The organism is Pantoea sp. LMR881, assembly GCF_027157825.1.
In the GTDB taxonomy this organism is placed as follows: Bacteria; Pseudomonadota; Gammaproteobacteria; order Enterobacterales; family Enterobacteriaceae; genus Pantoea; species Pantoea haifensis.
The window spans coordinates 250,707-267,287 of sequence record NZ_JAPVOK010000002.1; the positions used below are offsets into that span (position 1 = coordinate 250,707).

General features: G+C 51.6%; 13 protein-coding genes and 4 pseudogenes. 8 read left to right on the top strand and 9 right to left on the bottom strand.

Annotated features, from left to right (window positions below; all coding sequences use genetic code 11):
- Nucleotides 1-56: 56 nt before the first annotated feature.
- Together cspE and rlmA are read left to right on the top strand one after the other, a co-directional pair.
- Nucleotides 57-266, top strand: coding sequence for a transcription antiterminator/RNA stability regulator CspE (cspE, locus tag O3W44_RS02945; RefSeq protein WP_003852684.1), 210 nt, complete (start codon nt 57-59; stop codon nt 264-266).
- A 140-nt stretch (nt 267-406) separates the two neighbouring features.
- A complete protein-coding gene (gene rlmA / locus O3W44_RS02950; protein ID WP_269291931.1) occupies nt 407-1,213 on the top strand; it encodes a 23S rRNA (guanine(745)-N(1))-methyltransferase in 807 nt (268 codons plus the stop codon).
- Here the strand turns inward: rlmA and O3W44_RS02955 are convergent.
- The 4 genes and pseudogenes from O3W44_RS02955 to manX form a co-directional block, all read right to left on the bottom strand.
- Complete coding sequence (locus O3W44_RS02955) at nt 1,210-1,668, bottom strand: DUF986 family protein (protein ID WP_269291932.1); 459 nt, start codon at nt 1,666-1,668, stop codon at nt 1,210-1,212. The two genes, rlmA and O3W44_RS02955, sit on opposite strands and share 4 nt — an antisense overlap.
- A 62-nt stretch (nt 1,669-1,730) precedes the next feature.
- A pseudogene (locus O3W44_RS02960) lies at nt 1,731-2,575 on the bottom strand (PTS mannose transporter subunit IID).
- 15 nt (nt 2,576-2,590) lie between these two features.
- A complete protein-coding gene (locus tag O3W44_RS02965; RefSeq protein ID WP_269294354.1) occupies nt 2,591-3,391 on the bottom strand; it encodes a PTS mannose/fructose/sorbose transporter subunit IIC in 801 nt (266 codons plus the stop codon).
- Between the two features lie 66 nt (nt 3,392-3,457).
- Nucleotides 3,458-4,423, bottom strand: a complete 966-nt coding sequence (gene manX / locus O3W44_RS02970) for a PTS mannose transporter subunit IIAB (RefSeq protein WP_269291933.1) — start codon at nt 4,421-4,423, stop codon at nt 3,458-3,460.
- 506 nt (nt 4,424-4,929) lie between these two features.
- On the opposite strand from manX, the gene O3W44_RS02975 reads away from it, so the two are divergent.
- A complete protein-coding gene (locus O3W44_RS02975; protein ID WP_269291934.1) occupies nt 4,930-6,495 on the top strand; it encodes a TerC family protein in 1,566 nt (521 codons plus the stop codon).
- A 100-nt stretch (nt 6,496-6,595) separates the two neighbouring features.
- On the opposite strand, the gene O3W44_RS02980 is transcribed toward O3W44_RS02975, so the two are convergent.
- The 4 genes and pseudogenes from O3W44_RS02980 to pabB form a co-directional block, all read right to left on the bottom strand.
- On the bottom strand, nt 6,596-8,158 hold the full coding sequence (locus O3W44_RS02980) for an EAL domain-containing protein (protein WP_269291935.1): 1,563 nt from the start codon (nt 8,156-8,158) through the stop codon (nt 6,596-6,598).
- A 220-nt stretch (nt 8,159-8,378) separates the two neighbouring features.
- Complete coding sequence (gene sdaA / locus O3W44_RS02985; RefSeq protein WP_269291936.1) at nt 8,379-9,743, bottom strand: L-serine ammonia-lyase; 1,365 nt, start codon at nt 9,741-9,743, stop codon at nt 8,379-8,381.
- A 187-nt stretch (nt 9,744-9,930) separates the two neighbouring features.
- Nucleotides 9,931-10,499 (bottom strand): annotated as a pseudogene (locus tag O3W44_RS02990) (CoA pyrophosphatase).
- Nucleotides 10,496-11,856, bottom strand: a pseudogene (gene pabB / locus O3W44_RS02995) (aminodeoxychorismate synthase component 1). The pseudogenes O3W44_RS02990 and pabB overlap by 4 nt, the downstream one beginning before the upstream one ends.
- A gap of 110 nt (nt 11,857-11,966) precedes the next feature.
- On the opposite strand from pabB, the gene O3W44_RS03000 reads away from it, so the two are divergent.
- Nucleotides 11,967-12,155, top strand: a complete 189-nt coding sequence (locus O3W44_RS03000; RefSeq protein ID WP_269291937.1) for a YoaH family protein — start codon at nt 11,967-11,969, stop codon at nt 12,153-12,155.
- 15 nt (nt 12,156-12,170) lie between these two features.
- Here the strand turns inward: O3W44_RS03000 and O3W44_RS03005 are convergent, their stop codons facing one another.
- The gene (locus tag O3W44_RS03005) at nt 12,171-12,515 is read right to left on the bottom strand and encodes a RidA family protein (RefSeq protein ID WP_269291938.1); all 345 of its coding nucleotides are present in this window, start codon (nt 12,513-12,515) and stop codon (nt 12,171-12,173) included.
- 275 nt (nt 12,516-12,790) lie between these two features.
- Between O3W44_RS03005 and O3W44_RS03010 the strand changes: the two genes are divergently transcribed.
- The 4 genes and pseudogenes from O3W44_RS03010 to tsaB all read left to right on the top strand — a co-directional run bounded on the left by O3W44_RS03010 (nt 12,791) and on the right by tsaB (nt 16,553).
- Complete coding sequence (locus O3W44_RS03010; RefSeq protein WP_269291939.1) at nt 12,791-13,378, top strand: manganese catalase family protein; 588 nt, start codon at nt 12,791-12,793, stop codon at nt 13,376-13,378.
- Nucleotides 13,345-13,644, top strand: coding sequence for a hypothetical protein (locus O3W44_RS03015; RefSeq protein ID WP_269291940.1), 300 nt, complete (start codon nt 13,345-13,347; stop codon nt 13,642-13,644). Before O3W44_RS03010 ends, O3W44_RS03015 begins: the two co-directional genes overlap by 34 nt.
- 256 nt (nt 13,645-13,900) lie before the next feature.
- Nucleotides 13,901-15,810: pseudogene (locus tag O3W44_RS03020) on the top strand (ATP-dependent DNA helicase).
- 44 nt (nt 15,811-15,854) lie between these two features.
- Nucleotides 15,855-16,553, top strand: a complete 699-nt coding sequence (gene tsaB, locus O3W44_RS03025; RefSeq protein ID WP_269291941.1) for a tRNA (adenosine(37)-N6)-threonylcarbamoyltransferase complex dimerization subunit type 1 TsaB — start codon at nt 15,855-15,857, stop codon at nt 16,551-16,553.
- The last annotated feature ends 28 nt before the right edge of the window (nt 16,554-16,581 follow it).

Genomic DNA, 16,581 nt, shown 5'->3' on the forward strand with positions numbered 1-16,581 from the left:
TGGTTTCTCTGTAGGTCAGCCTCCGGGCAAAATAAACACTCTAAGGAATTTGCAAAATGGCAAAGATTAAAGGTCAGGTTAAGTGGTTCAACGAGTCTAAAGGTTTTGGTTTCATCACCCCGGCTGACGGCAGCAAAGATGTATTCGTACATTTCTCTGCTATCCAGGGCAATGGTTTCAAAACCCTGGCCGAAGGCCAGAGCGTTGAGTTCGAAATTCAGGATGGCCAGAAAGGCCCAGCAGCAGTTAACGTAACTGCTATCTAATTTCGTTCACAGACCCGGTGCTCTGCACCTCTGACACGAATCTTAAAGCCCTGGCTAATTAGCCGGGGCTTTTCTTTATGCTTTCGATGCGGCAGGGTTCAGAGTACACTTCGGCGCGTCAATTTTTTCCGGAGTGCTTCATGTCGTTGATTTGTCCACTATGTCATCTTCCCCTGAGTCTGGTTGAGCGCAGCTGGCGCTGTGATAATCGTCATCAGTTTGATCAGGCGAAAGAGGGCTACGTCAATTTGTTGCCCGTTCAACATAAAGGTTCGCGTGAGCCGGGCGACAGCGCAGAGATGATGCAGGCACGCCGTGAATTTCTCCAGGCAGGGCATTATCAACCCCTCCGCGAGCTGGTGGTTGAACTCCTCGCAGCACAGCTTCATCCTGATAACACGCACCTGCTGGATATTGGCTGTGGCGAAGGTTATTACACCGCCGCTTTCGCAGATCGCTTCCCGCACGGTCAGGTATATGGCCTTGATGTGGCGAAAATGGCTATCCGGCTCGCCGCTAAAAGCTACCGTAACGTTTTGTTTTGTGTCGCCTCAAGTCAGCGTTTACCCTTTGCTGATGCCTCGCTGGATGGCATTGTGCGCATCTATGCCCCTTGCAACGAAGCTGAGCTGGCGCGTGTTATCAAGCCCGGCGGCATTCTGTTAACGGTAACGCCCGGGCCGCAGCATTTAATGCAGTTCAAGGCGTTAATCTATCGGGAAGTGCAGCTACATGCTGCGGAAGAGAAAAACTATGCGGGCTTTCAGCAGATTGCGCAGCACGCGCTGCAATACAACATGGCATTAAGCGGCGAAGAGGCAGCAACTTTATTGCAGATGACGCCTTTTGCCTGGCGTGCACGTGAAGAGGTCTGGCAGGGCTTACGTCAGAGTCAACACTTCAGCTGCGATGCTGACTTTACCCTGACGCTTTGGCAGCGCGATTAACCCGCCTCGATCAGGGTATTATAAATGCGTTCAAGATCGTCGAGCTGTTGCACGGCGATCAATAAGCGCCTCTGCTCCAGCTGCATGACCAGAATACCATCCTCAGAGAGGTTCATGGTTTGTATGCGACTATAGTCAATCCAGACACCGGCATAAAACAGCCCTCTGTTTTTCATCAACAGCGTAGGCCGACGCAACCAGAACAGCCAGAACACTAAAAAGCTCAGCACCACTAACAGATTGGTGGTTAATTGTGGGCCGTGATGCGTAATATTATTCCATAACAGAATAATCAGCAGACCAAAAAAGATCAGGCTGTCTGCTTTATGACGACGGCGCAGCGATACCCGCAGCCGTGTTTCGCCTTTGCGTCGTGGCAAAATAGCGTCAACATAGATCGCCAGACACAACAGCGCGACAATGCATAACGCAATAATGGCATCCGTCAGTGACATATTCCTTCCTCATTTGCCACAGGCAAGAAAACAGTCGGGAGGCTGGCTCCCGACGGGTTGGTTTACAGACCCAGGAAGCCGAGCCAGTAACCCACGATACCAAGGACAAAGAAGCCAACGATAATCCAAAGCGCATTCACTTTGCGGCGTAGCAGCCACATACAGGCAAATGTCAGCAACAGCGGTACGACGCCGGGCATTAACTGATCGAGAATAGACTGAACCGTAGTGACAGTGGTTTTCCCGGTCGGATCGGTGATGCGCGACACTACCAGCGGTATGTTCACGTGCGTCCACTTGTTGACCAGTGCGCCCATGACAAACAGGCCGAGTATAGAGGCGCCCTCCGTCAACTTCTGTAAGAAGCCGCCACCCATATCGCTAACGATATCAATCCCTTTACGATAACCATACGCCACGCCGTAATAACGTGTCAGCAGGCGCGCCAGGTTAAACAGCACAAAGAACAGCAGCGGACCCAGTAAGCTGCCGCTCATGGCGATACCCGCACCCAACGCGGCAAATACCGGACGCACTGTACCCCAAAATATCGGATCGCCTACGCCTGCAAGCGGCCCCATCAGTCCCACTTTAATACCGTTAATCGCACCGTCATCTATGGCTGCGCCGTTTGCACGCTGCTCCTCCATCGCCATGGTGACGCCTAAAACAGGTGCGGCGACATAAGGCTGGGTATTAAAAATTCCAGGTGACGTTTGATAGCCTGTTTACGGTCATCATTATTTTCTGGATAAAGCCGACGAATCACCGGCACCATTGAGTAACAGAAACCCAGCGCCTGCATACGTTCAAAGTTCCATGAGCCCTGAAACAGGTTTGAACGGATAAATACCGCACGAACATCGCCTGGCGTCAGTTTCTTTTCAACCTTTGAGATATCAACCATGTTGTCACCTGTTCCTTAATCGAGTTCGTTATCGAGGTCATTAGCCGACGGACCCGCCGCAGGCGCACCAGCCACACGGTTATATTTCGGGCTGAGCTGGATATAGAGCACTGCCATCACCACACCAATTACGCCGAGCGCAACCAGGTTAAAGTCAGTGAAGGCCGCAGTAACAAAGCCCAGGTAAAAGAAGGGCATCAGGTAGCCTGCGCGCATCATATTAATGACCATCGCATAACCCACTACCACGATCATGCCGCCTGCAATATTCAGGCCGTTCGTTACCACTTCCGGGATAGACTCAAGCATGGATTGCACAACCGACGTGCCGACAGAAATCGCAACGATCAGGGCAGGAATAGCGATACGCATCGCTTGCAGCACAAGGGCCGAAACGTGAATCCAGGAAATGGCCGACAGGTTACCTTTTTCTGCCGCCTTATCGGCTGCGTGCTGGAAGGCAACGGTAATGGTACGCACAATAATGGTCAGTACCTGTCCGGCCGCAGCCAGCGGGATCGCCAGCGCAATACCGGCGCCGACGCTTTGACCTCCGGCAATAACCAGAATGGTGGAGATAATCGAGGCGAGGGCGGCATCGGGTGCAACAGCAGCACCGATGTTCATCCAGCCCAGCGCAATCATCTCCAGCGTACCGCCGATAATGATCCCGGTAGTCATATCACCCAAAACTGCACCAATTAACGTACAGGCCACCAGCGGACGGTGAAACTGGAACTCATCAAGGATCGAACCCATACCGGCAATACAGGCGACAACAAAGATTAAAACGATTTGTAGTGCGGATATTTCCATCATACTTCTTGTCCTCAGCAGGATAGCGAGAATGAAATTACCTTTTCAGGCAACGATGATGACGAATTACGCGTTAACCTTCGCAATCAGATCCATCATTTTCAATTTCGGGTCATTGGAGACTTTACGCACCTCTAACTCGATATTGCGTTCATTCAATTTACGAAACGCTGCGATATCTTTTTCGTCAACTGACACGGCGTTATTCACCTGAGTTTTGCCCTGACGAAATGCCATGCCGCCTATATTGACACTTTTTATAACAACACCTTGTTCAACAATACGCAGCACATCAGTCGGATTGGTAAACAGCAACATTACGCGGTCCTGACTATATTTTGGGTTATTCCAGACGCGAACCATCTTATCGACATCAACCACGTGGGCGGTGACGCCCGGAGGAGCAACCTGAGTTAACAATGTCTTGCGCACATGGTCTTTGGCCACTTCATCACTGACCACAATAATGCGCGTCACATTGGTCTCTTTTGTCCAGCGGGTCGCCACCTGACCATGAATCAAACGGTCATCGATACGCGCCAGGCCAATCTTCATATGTTCGCCGGGTGCCAGTGGCTTTTGCGGCTGTGCAGCGACGGGTGCGGCTTTAGCCGGAGCAGGGGCGGGTTCTTCCTCTTTGGCTTTTAACGCTTTGACGCCTTCACGTCCGGTTTCAACCGCGATGGCGACTAACTCGTCGAAGCCGGGGTCATCATCCCGTGCCATTAGTGTTTCCACTAACATTGGAATATTGACCCCGGCGACAACGTCATAATTTTCTTTATCAACGACGATACGGCTCGCTGCATTAAAAGGGCTGCCGCCCCAGGTATCGACTAAAAACAGCACACCTTTTGCAGTATCAAGTTCGGTAAGACGTGCCTGGTATTTCTCAATAAGCGTTTCTGCATTTTCGCCGGGCACGAAGTCGATCCATCCAACATTTTCCTGCTCTCCCAACAGCATTTCGGCTGTTTTAAGCAGTTGTTCGGCTGCCCAGCCGTGTGTACCAATTACAATTGCAATGGTCACGTGCTACCTCCGTTCGCTAGAGAAGTTCATCTGGAGTCAATGAACCGGTATGGTTTATCGCTTCGGTTACGTCTGAATAAGCGTAGCCAGATCGCCCAAATGCGGTTGAGAATTGATCTAAAGAAAAATCCAGGCGATAAGTTCGCGATTTATTTTAGTGATCGAAAAAATAAATTTTGTGATACTCCTCTGCTATTTAGCGGCTGATTTCTGTAATTTGCATTTTCATACGCCTGCGTCATGAGCAAGCGAAATGTAAACTTAATAAAATTTTTTGACGCCATTACGCTAACTGTTACATTAACGATCTGTTTATTACTCAGGAGTAACGGGCCTCAGCCCACCTTTATGGATCGTCACCGACGTCGCTTAACCTGTTCTTTGCGCCTGCTGGCGCGTCATCTCACGCCTGATGGCGTTTTCACTGCTTACCCGACTGCATTTATGTCACGCCTGATGGTGCTGGCACGAAATCGTTCGATCTGTTCCTCGTTCAGGAGTCATTAATGGAATTTCTATTCGACCCCTCAATTTGGGCGGGTTTACTGACGCTCGTCGTGCTGGAAATTGTCTTAGGCATCGACAATCTGGTGTTTATCGCCATCCTTGCTGACAAACTGCCACCCAAACAGCGTGATAAAGCGCGTTTGATCGGCCTGTCGTTAGCCTTGATCATGCGTTTAGGTCTGCTTTCACTGATCTCATGGATGGTGACGTTGACCCGACCCTTATTCAGCGTAGGCGATTTCAGCTTTGCCGGACGAGATTTGATCTTGCTGGCGGGAGGGGTGTTCTTGCTTTTCAAAGCAACCATGGAGTTGCATGAAAGGTTAGAGAATCGTCAGCATGAGGATTCCGGTAATCGCAGCTATGCCAGTTTTTGGGCGGTGGTAACGCAGATTGTAGTGTTAGATGCCGTCTTCTCGCTTGATGCGGTGATTACAGCAGTGGGCATGGTAAACCATTTGCCGGTGATGATGACGGCCGTGGTGATCGCAATGGGAGTGATGTTACTGGCGTCTAAGCCGTTAACAAACTTTGTTAATGCGCATCCCACCGTGGTGGTGTTGTGTCTGAGCTTCCTGCTTATGATTGGCTTATCGCTGGTGGCAGAAGGTTTTGGTTTCCATATTCCTAAAGGGTATCTCTACGCGGCGATCGGTTTTTCAATCATTATTGAACTGTTTAACCAGATTGCACGCCGCAATTTTATTCGCCATCAGTCGCGCCGCCCGATGCGTGAGCGTACCGCTGAAGCTATTTTGCGCCTGATGGGTGGACGGAACCGCGCTCAGGCACCTGATAATGAAGAATCTGCCTCCATCACAGCGATGCCGCAGGAAGCATTTAAAGATGAAGAGCGTTTTATGATCAATGGTGTATTAACGCTGGCATCACGTTCAATTCGCAGCATCATGACCCCGCGCGGTGAAATTTCCTGGGTGGACGCCAACCGTCCCTTAGATGAAATTCGTATTCAGTTACTGGATACGCCGCACAGCCTGTTCCCGGTATGTCGGGGTGAACTGGATGAAATCATCGGCGTAGTGCGTGCGAAAGAATTGCTGGTAGCGTTAGAACATGGCATGGATGTGGCGACATTTGCTGCCAGCACGCCAACCATTGTGGTGCCGGAAACGCTGGACCCGATTAATCTCCTCGGGGTTCTGCGTCGTGCCAAAGGCAGCTTTGTTATCGTGACCAATGAGTTTGGTGTAGTACAAGGTTTGATTACGCCATTAGACGTGCTGGAAGCGATTGCCGGTGAGTTCCCGGATGAAGACGAAACCCCCGATATCATTGCGGATGGTGACGGTTGGTTAGTGAAAGGCGGAACTGACTTACACTCATTGCAGCAGTTACTCGACTTTCACGAGTTGGTTAATCCCGATGAAGATCACGCCTCGCTGGCCGGTTTATTGATAGCCCAGAAAGGCCAGTTACCGTTGCCAGGTGAAGTGATCGATATTGAACCGCTGCATTTTCAGATTATCGAAGCGACAGATTATCGTGTTGACCTGATACGTGTGACCAAAGATAAACCTCACGATCATGAAGAGGAAGGCGCATAAGTCGCGATAATGAAGTAAAAAAACGCACCGTTAACCGGTGCGTTTTTTTATGTTTCGATCGCCAGCCTCTGGCATGCCTCATTAACGTGTTGTGTAGATATTAAGCCTCAATATCTGTCTGATGCTGCTTTAGCCAGGCTGGGAAATCGCCAAGCGGCATAGGACGTGCGTAATAGTAGCCTTGTAAGTGATCAACGCCACGCGCGCTTAAATACGCCGCTTGTTCAGCGGTTTCTACGCCTTCTGCAACCAGACTAATGTTCAGGCGTTGCGCCAGCGAAATCACCATATCCGTTACGGTCGCATTGATAGCATCAGTGCCAATAGCAGCAGTAAAAATTTTGTCAATTTTCAGTACATCCGGCTGTAGATCTTTCAAATAAGAAAGTGAACTGTGTCCGGTGCCGAAATCGTCTATCGCCAGCCTGACGCCAATGTCGTGCAGCTGTGAAATGACCGACTGATCAACCACGGGCAACGCATCGCGCTCCGTGAGTTCGACCACCAGTTTTGGCACCGGATTCGCTGGCCACCACAAGCTTTGCAGATCTTCCAAAATAGCGTGATTGCGGAAATGACTGGCCGCGACATTAATAGCAATGTGGAACGAAGGACAGCGGGGCAGCTCAGGTAAGTGAGCCACAACCTGATTGATCACAAAGCGCGTCAGCGGGGCGATCAGGTTTTGGCGCTCGGCCAGTGGAATGAAGACATCCGGAGCGATCCATCCCTGGCGGGCATTGTGCCAGCGTAACAGCAACTCTATGCCGTCACACTCACCGGTTTTCGCATTGATTAATGGCTGGCAATACACCATGAATTCGTTGGCGGTAATACCGTAACTGATTTGCCAGCTCAGACTCATGCGATTTGCCGTCGCCAGCCAAACGATGTAGCCCATTAACAGGCTCAGCAGCAGGGCTAAGGGAAGCTGGGACGGCAGCGTTGCTAAAGCCAGCCGCGTCGGCGAAGGGCCATAAAGCGTAAGCGTATAGGGATAACGCAGCGACGCTTCGTTATAACTGACTTCATCTTCAGAAGGCTCGGTAGGCTCAATAAGCGGATTACCATACTCCAGGCTTTCGCCATTAACATTGATGATGGCGCGTTCAACCCAGGGCAGCTGCGGCTCGAGCAGATAGTTACTCATCAGTTCAATATTGATGACCTGCAATATGCCTGAGCGATTATCTTGTGTTTTCGGCGTCCACAGCAGCAATACCGGCGAGCCTTTCAATAAATAATTGTCCGTGGCTAAAATCATCCGCTGATTATAAATGGCCAGTTCCGGATAGGTTTCACTGAACGGAATGTTACGTGGCCCATAAATACTTGAACAATAAATCGTATCGTTATCAACCAGCAAAACAGCGCGAACAGTTTGCAGGGCAGAGATTTTTTCAATCAGAGGAAAGCGCACATCCTGGCAGGAGACGCCAACCAGGCCCAGCGTATTATTAGCCGAAACATCCAGCGGCGAGAACATCCGATCAAAACGCATGATGGCGTTGTCGGCAAAATTCATGGCCTGTTGCTCTATACGTGACTTTTCTTCGATATAGCGAAAAGCGAGCGTCAGTATCAGGACGGCGGTGGCAATCACCAGCGCAATCAGTAGACGCTTGCGCCTGAATTGTCCAACAAATTGCTGGGCCATAAGCATCAGTAACCACCTTCCCAAAAAAACAAAAATAACGGGGTTGTTATCGGCACGGCACGGTCCAAATTTAGGCCGTGCTTCTGAAATAAAGCGGCACTGAAAACAACGCGACCCGGAGGTCGCGCGGAAAATTACTCTACATAATTAAACGGGTAGGAGATAGCGTAGGATGCGGATTTTAAAACGATTGCATGCTTTTTGAGCAGATAACGCTTCGCTTAAATCAGTCGCACTGAACTTTTATCGCTAAACCGCCACGTGAAGTTTCGCGATATTTCGCGTTCATATCTTTCCCGGTTTCGTACATGGTCTCAATAACCTTATCAAGCGACACGCGCGGTTCGCTGGTGCGGCGTAACGCCATACGCGCGGCATTAATGGCTTTGACGGACGCGATCGCATTACGTTCGATGCAGGGAACCTGAACCTGGCCTGCAACCGGGTCACAGGTGAGTCCCAGATTGTGCTCCATGCCAATTTCAGCGGCGACACAGACTTGCTCTGGGCTGGCACCTAACAGTTCAGCTAAACCGGCTGCTGCCATAGAACAGGCCACGCCGACTTCGCCCTGACAACCGACTTCAGCGCCAGAAATCGACGCGTTCATTTTATATAAAACACCGATGGCGCCCGAGGCGAGAAAATAGCGAATGAAGATATCGGGTGTGACGGTTTCGATAAAATGATCGTAATAAGCCAGTACCGCAGGAACAATGCCACACGCCCCGTTTGTGGGGGCCGTTACAACACGCCCGCCCGCGGCGTTCTCTTCATTTACCGCCAGCGCAAACATATTGACCCAGTCGATCACGTTCATCGGATCGTTGGAGTGTTTGGTTGAGGAGACAAGTAAACGACGCAGCGATGCAGCGCGACGCGGCACCCGCAGTGGGCCGGGCAGAACGCCTTCAGTATTCAGCCCACGATCGATACACGCCTGCATGGTTTGCCAGATGTGGCTGAAGTAGTCATGAATCTCTTCGCGCGAATGTAACGCCAGCTCGTTCTTCATGACTAAACCAGAAAGCGACAAACCGGTTTCGCGGCAGTGCGCTAACAGATCTTTGGCAGAATGGAACGGCCAGGGCACCGAGACTTCATTGAGTGCAGACTGACCGAAATGCTCTTCATCAACAATGAAGCCGCCGCCAATCGAATAGTAAGTTTTAGAAAGAATTAACAGATCGCCAGCGAAGGCTAACAGACGCATGCCGTTTTCATGCAACGAAAGATTTTCGCTGCGAAAGACCATGCCGCCTTCACGTGGGAAATCGACCTCATGCTCGCCGTTGGCCAGCAAAAGGCGTTCACGCTGTTCAACATCTTTGATAAACGCCGGGATCGCGTCGATATCCACACTGTCCGGCGATTCACCCGCCAGTCCCATAATAATTGCGATATCGGTATGGTGACCTTTACCGGTGAGTGACAGTGACCCATAAACATCAACCGCAATGCGTGTCACCTCTTTCAGCTTCCCCTGTTCAGATAACAGATCCACAAACTGTTTCCCGGCTTTCATCGGGCCGACAGTATGAGAACTCGATGGGCCAATACCCACTTTGAACATGTCGAAAACGCTAATCACAGATGACACTCCTCACAAATTATTCTAAGTCTGCCGGGGCAGTTTATGGCGCTAATAGTAATCTTCGGCAAAGGGAAAAGAGCAGCTTTTCGCATGAAATAAACTAATTAAAAGGTGCAGAAAAAATTATAATGCAGCCGGGCCGTTTTACAGCGGTACCGGTCAAAGAAGCGTAAAAAAACAGGCGTCAGAATGCGATTTGCTGACTAAGCGAGCGAATAATGCCCGCTGTCATGCCCCAGACCAGATAATTTTCATAAAGCGAGAGCCAAACGGGATGGCGCATACCGGCGCGCTGAATCTCTAACGATGCGTAACGGCTGAGTTGCAGCGCCTCCGTCAGTGGCATTTCAAACGCGCTGAGAACTTCATCAGGATTGAGCTGTAACGATGTCGTCGCGGGTATGATGCCCAGTACAGGCGTCACCTGAAAACCGGTGCTGCTGGTGACGGCAGGCAAACAACCCAGTACCTCAACCTGGCGGGGATCGATACCCACTTCTTCGTGGGCTTCTCGTAGCGCAGTGGCAATCAACGTGACATCGCTGGGATCCTGCATCCCCCTGGAAAAGCAACCTGTCCGGCATGTTTACGCAGGCCATGAGAACGTTGAGTTAACAGCAAACCCGGCTGTTCGCGCGCGACAATGGGCACCAGTACCGCTGCGTGACGACCAGCCAGCAACTGCGTATGTCGCAGCGGTTGCTGTAACAAAAAGCGGCTGCGAAAAGCCTCAAGCGTCAGCGGTGGGCTCATTCTGGCTCCTTTTCCAGCGCGGGCAGGATACGACTGACCTTATGGAAGGTTTCCTGATATTCCGCGTCCAGTTCGCTGTCTGCCACCAGGCCTCCGCCTGCAGAACAGTAAAGTTGATCTCCTTCGGCAATCAATGTGCGAATCGTAATACTGGTATCCATTCGGCCACACAGGCTGAGATAACCGATGCTGCCGCACCACGCATTTCTGCGTTGAGGCTCCAGTTCATCGATAATTTCCATGGCCCGAATTTTGGGTGCGCCCGTAATCGATCCGCCCGGAAAACAGGCGCGTAACAGATCGGTGGCTTGTAAATTAGCGGGTAACGTCGCGCGAACTGTGCTCACCAGATGATGAACCGCAGGAAAAGGTTCAACCACAAACAGCTCAGGAACATGAACGGAACCGGGAAGCGCCACGCGGCCGATATCGTTACGCAGGAGATCGACAATCATCAGATTTTCAGCACGATCTTTTTCTGATGACGCCAGACTTTCCGCTTGCTGCCGATCGGCTAACGGGTCGTCACAACGCGGTCGCGTCCCTTTAATGGGGCGCGTTTCAATCTTACCGTTGTCTAACGAGAGAAAACGTTCCGGTGACAGGCTCAAAATTGCGCTGTCAGGCAAACGCAGAAAAGCACTAAAGGGCGCACGGTTAGCCGCATTAAGTGCACAGAATGCCAGCCATTCATCCCCTGATATCCCGCCTGAAAACGCTGTGCCAGATTGACCTGATAGCAATCGCCGGCCTGAATATACGCTTGCACTGCATTGAAGCGTGTAGCGTATTCAGCATAGCTGAGGCTGGATTGCCAGGCGCTGGTCAGAGAAAACGCAGGGGCTTTACGCTCTGGCCACTGCTCCAGCCAGCGTAAACGCGCCTGTGCATTGTTCAGGGCCACCAGCGTCAGGCGTTGCAGGTCATGATCGGCAATTAATGCCCAGTCATAAATGCCAACGGCCATATCCGGCGTGGTGAGATCGGCTTGTGCGTGATCCGGTAATCGCTCATAACGCCGGGCCAGATCGTAGCCAAACAGGCCCAGCGCGCCGCCCTGAAAAGGCAAATCAGGATGGCGCTCAGGTTTAATGCCCAGGCTGTCGCAGTAATATTGCAGCAAACGCAGCGGATCATCAGCAGACTCCGTGAGATTGTCTCCCTGGCGGATCACGGTCAGGGCGGCACTCGTCATTAGAGTCACTTGCGGATCGGCGGTCAGAATATCGAATCGGTTATCGGCGTGCTCGGCCTGACCAGAGGAAAGCAGCATCGCCCAGGGCAGATGCGCAATGCGGGCGAAAAGCTGTGTCAGCGCATCCGGCGTATAATTTAGGCTATGAGTTTCAACGATCATCGGGCAGAAAAATCAGACATCAATAAGGCCGCTAGACTGACATATTTTTAACTGGCTGGCACCTGTTTGTTCTGCATGGAATAATGTCTGCCCCAACGCAGGAGTGAAATATGTTTACAGGTTTACCGGCACTGTCTCATGAACAGCAACAGCAGGCGGTTGAGCGCATCCAGGAATTAATGGCTGGCGGCATGTCCAGTGGCCAGGCTATCGCGCAGGTTGCGCAGGAAATTCGCCAAAATCATCAGGGTGAACAGATCCGGGCGCGCTTCGAAGAGGAAGATGAAGATGAAGTCTGACGCCCGGCGTAACACTTAGCGTGCCGCAATAATTTTAATTTCGACTTTATAGTCAGGATGCATTAATCCGGCCTGAACCGTGCAGCGTACCGGGGCGTTATCTGGCGAAACCCAGGCATCCCAGGCACGGTTCATTGCGGGAAAGTCCGCTTTATCGACTAAAAAGATCGTGGCATCAAGAATTTTGCTTTTATCACTTCCCACGCGCGTTAACAGCGCATCAATCACTGCCAGCGCATTGGCCGTTTGCGCTTGTGCATCTTCATCAAGGTTTTCCGGCACGCTGGTGTAATAAATCGTGTCGTTATGGATTACCGCTTCCGACATGCGATGCTCGGGATCAATACGTGTAATGGTCATCTTTATCTCCTTGGTTTTAAGGGTATAAGCCTGACACAACCCGATAGCCATTGTCATCTGTTGCGCTGAATGACAAACAGTGCCAGAAAACAGACAGTGTGGCTGTTATAACAGGGGCGGGGCAGGAAAAATTTTTATCCGCTTAAATTATTGATTATTAATGTTTTTAAATAAGGGTTTCAGCGAAAATCGCTCTCGCTCCGCTTTCATTCTCCAGAATGTCGTTCCAGGCTTGATGGGCTGCTTCATCTGTATAACATTACCAGGAGAAGACCATGTTTCATCATTCATCAAAACTTCAGTATCCCGTTCGCGTAGAAAAGCCTGATCCAGAATTTGCCATGCTGTTACAGCAGGCGATTGGTGGCGTAGAAGGGGAGATACGTGTCGCGATGCAATATTTCTTCCAGGCAATGGGTGCCCGTGGCGATGCCCGGATTAAAGATCTGCTCATCTCTACGGCAACTGAAGAATTAGCGCATATTGAGATGCTGGGTCATGCTGTGGCGCTCAATCTGGAAGGCGCACCGGTTTCCTATCAGGAAGCGTCAGCGAAAGATCCTGTCGTCAATGCGATTCTTGGTGGCATGAACCCACGACACGTGTTGTCGTCCGGCCTGTCCGCTATGCCCGTTAATGCCAACGGTGTACCCTTTGATATGAGCCACATTTACGCGTCGGGCAACATTGCTGCCGACATGCTGGCTAACGTCACGGCAGAAGCGACCGGTCGTGTGCTGGCTACGCGCTTATACAACATGACGGAAGATAAAGGGATGAAAGATTTCCTGTCGTTCCTGATTGCGCGTGACACGATGCACCAGCAACAGTGGTTAGCAGTTATCGAAGATATGGGGGACTGAGTGCCTCGCTGCCGATTCCAAACAGCTTCCCGCAATCGGAAGAGGCGCAGGAGCATTCCTACTACTGCCTGAATACCTCGCTGGATAAGCCGCTGCCGAAAGGTCGCTGGTGTGAAGGTCCTTCCTTCGACGGCGCAGGCCAGTTCACGGCGAAAGAGCAGCCTGAAATGCTGGGTGAAGAACCCCTGCTGGGCCATGCAAAAGCCAATTCAGGCGCGCAAAAAGAGCAGATGCTGTCTGACGCTGCGCCTTCGGTATTGAAATAAGGCAAACGCCTGAAGTGAGTTAACTCTCGCTGCAGCGATTAACTAAAAAACCGGCAACTAGCCGGTTTTTTAGTGTGTCATAGCACAAAACTTACCCGGTGTTGGCCGTAATAAGTCTGTTTGTTAACGCGCGCCAGCCGCTTCCTTATGCGTAACAGCCACCCTGCAGCGCGCCATCCGTCGCTCGTCGGCCTTTTGCTTAACCCTGGCAATACTGACATAATTACAGGGTTTTTGCCGTTCTATGTGAGGAAATGTGGCGGACGATTTTGCAGTTGATGGCGCGCTGGCGCAAGCCATTAGCGGGTTTAAACCCCGCGAGGCACAGCGTGAGATGGCTCATGCGGTTTCTGAGGCCGTTAAAAGTAACAGTGAACTGGTGGTGGAAGCAGGCACCGGAACCGGCAAAACCTATGCCTATCTGGCACCCGCGTTACGTGCCGGAAAAAAAGTGATTGTGTCGACAGGATCAAAAGCCCTGCAGGACCAGCTCTACGGGCGCGATCTTCCTACCATCGCCAAAGCGTTAACCTTCAAAGGCAAAATGGCTTTATTAAAAGGGCGCTCAAACTATTTATGCCTTGAGCGGCTTGAACAGCAATCAATGGCCGGGGGCGATTTGAATACGCAGGCGCTGACCGATTTGGTTACGCTGCGTGCCTGGTCTTCACAAACGGTTGATGGCGATATCAGCACCTGTGGCGGGGTCACTGAAGACAGCCCCATCTGGCCGCTGGTTACCAGCACTAATGACAATTGCCTCGGCAGCGATTGCCCGCTCTATAAAGATTGCTTTGTGGTTAAAGCGCGCAAACGCGCCATGGATGCGGATGTGGTTGTGGTAAACCATCATCTTTTTCTCGCCGATTTGGTGGTAAAAGAGAGCGGATTTGCAGAGCTAATCCCAGAAGCTGACGTCATGATTTTTGATGAAGCACATCAGCTTCCCGACATCGCCAGTCAATACTTTGGCCAGCAGCTCTCCAGCCGCCAGCTCCTGGATCTCGCAAAAGACATCATTATTGCTTACCGCACAGAAGTGCGTGACGTCCAGCAACTGCAAAAGTCTGCCGATCGGCTGGCGCAGTGTGCGCAGGATTTTCGCTTATCGCTTGGCGAACCAGGCTATCGCGGCAACCTGCGTGATTTGCTCAGCGATAATAACATCATGCGAATGTTTACCTTGCTGGATGATGCCCTTGAACTTTGCTACGACGTAATCAAGTTATCGCTTGGGCGTTCCGCTTTGCTGGATGCGGCCTTTGAGCGTGCGGCACTTTATCGTGGCCGGTTGAAGCGTCTTCGCGCCATCAGTGAACCCGGTTTCAGCTACTGGTACGAATGTACCTCGCGCCATTTTACCTTAGCGTTAACGCCACTTTCGGTCGCTGAGCGTTTTCGTGAAGTGATGGATAACCGCAAAGCTGCGTGGATTTTTACCTCGGCAACCTTAGCGGTTGATGAAAAAATCCATCACTTTGCCGATCGCCTTGGTGTCAGTGAGGCGAAAAGCCTGATCCTCAACAGCCCGTTTGATTACACGCAACAGGCCCTGCTTTGCGTGCCGCGTAACTTACCCGAACCAAATCGTCCCGGTGGCGCGCGTCGTCTGGCGCAGATGATGAAGCCGCTCATTGATGCCAATAAGGGGCGCTGCTTTTTTCTCTGCACCTCGCATCTGATGATGCGCGAGCTGGCCGCTGAGTTTCGCGCTTCAATGACCTTGCCGGTGCTGGTTCAGGGTGAAACCAGCAAAGGACAGTTACTGAAGCAATTTATCGAAAAAGGTAATGCCTTGCTGGTGGCGACCAGCAGCTTCTGGGAGGGCGTGGATGTTCGCGGCGATGCGTTATCGCTGGTCATCATTGATAAGCTGCCGTTTACTTCACCGGAAGATCCGCTGTTGAAGGCGCGAATGGAAGATTGTCGGATCCGTGGAGGCGATCCTTTTGCTGATGTGCAATTACCTGACGCGGTGATTACGCTTAAACAGGGCGTGGGACGTTTAATTCGCGATACGGAAGATCGCGGCGTGCTGGTGATTTGCGATCAACGGCTGGTGTCGCGTCCTTATGGTGCGCTGTTTCTTAACAGCCTGCCCCCACGCCGCGGACACGTGACATTGAACGCGCTATTGCGTTTATACGTCAACAACCGGTTGCGTGATTTTGTGCTAAGATGCGCGCCGTTTAAAATCTCTTGAGGTGGTTATGTCGGCCCGAATTTTAGCCCTGGATACGGCGACGGAAGCCTGTTCAGCCGCACTGCTGAATCAGCATCAGATTGATGCCCGCTTTGAAATCGCACCGCGCGATCACACGCAGCGCATATTGCCGTTGATTGAAGAACTATTACTGGCGCAGCAGCTCGAGCTGACGGCGCTTGATGCCTTGGCGTTTGGCCGGGGGCCAGGCAGCTTCACCGGGGTACGCATCGGTATTGGTATTGCGCAAGGTCTGGCGCTGGGTGCTGCTTTGCCCATGATTGGGGTGTCAACGCTGGCAACCTTAGCGCAGGGCGCATGGCGGCAGCACGGCGCGACGCGGGTATTAGCCGCCATTGATGCACGCATGGGTGAAGTCTACTGGGCGGAATACCAGCGTGACGAAAACGGGGTCTGGCAGGGCGAAGCCAGCGAAAGCGTGTTGTCGCCCGAAACTGCTCTGGCACGTATGCAGACGCTGGAAGGTGAATGGACTACCGCTGGCACGGGCTGGCAGGCTTATCCAGCATTACAACAAGGCCATGCCTTGCAACTCAAGGCCAGCGACGTTTTACTGCCCGCCGCGCAGGATATGCTGCCCTTAGCCCAGCAGGCATTGGCTCAGGGTAATACTGTTCCGCCAGAGCAGGCAGAGCCAACCTATTTACGTAATGAAGTAGCATGGAAAAAATTACCGGGGCGGTAAAGGCAACGCAACTTATTGTTATGCGTCC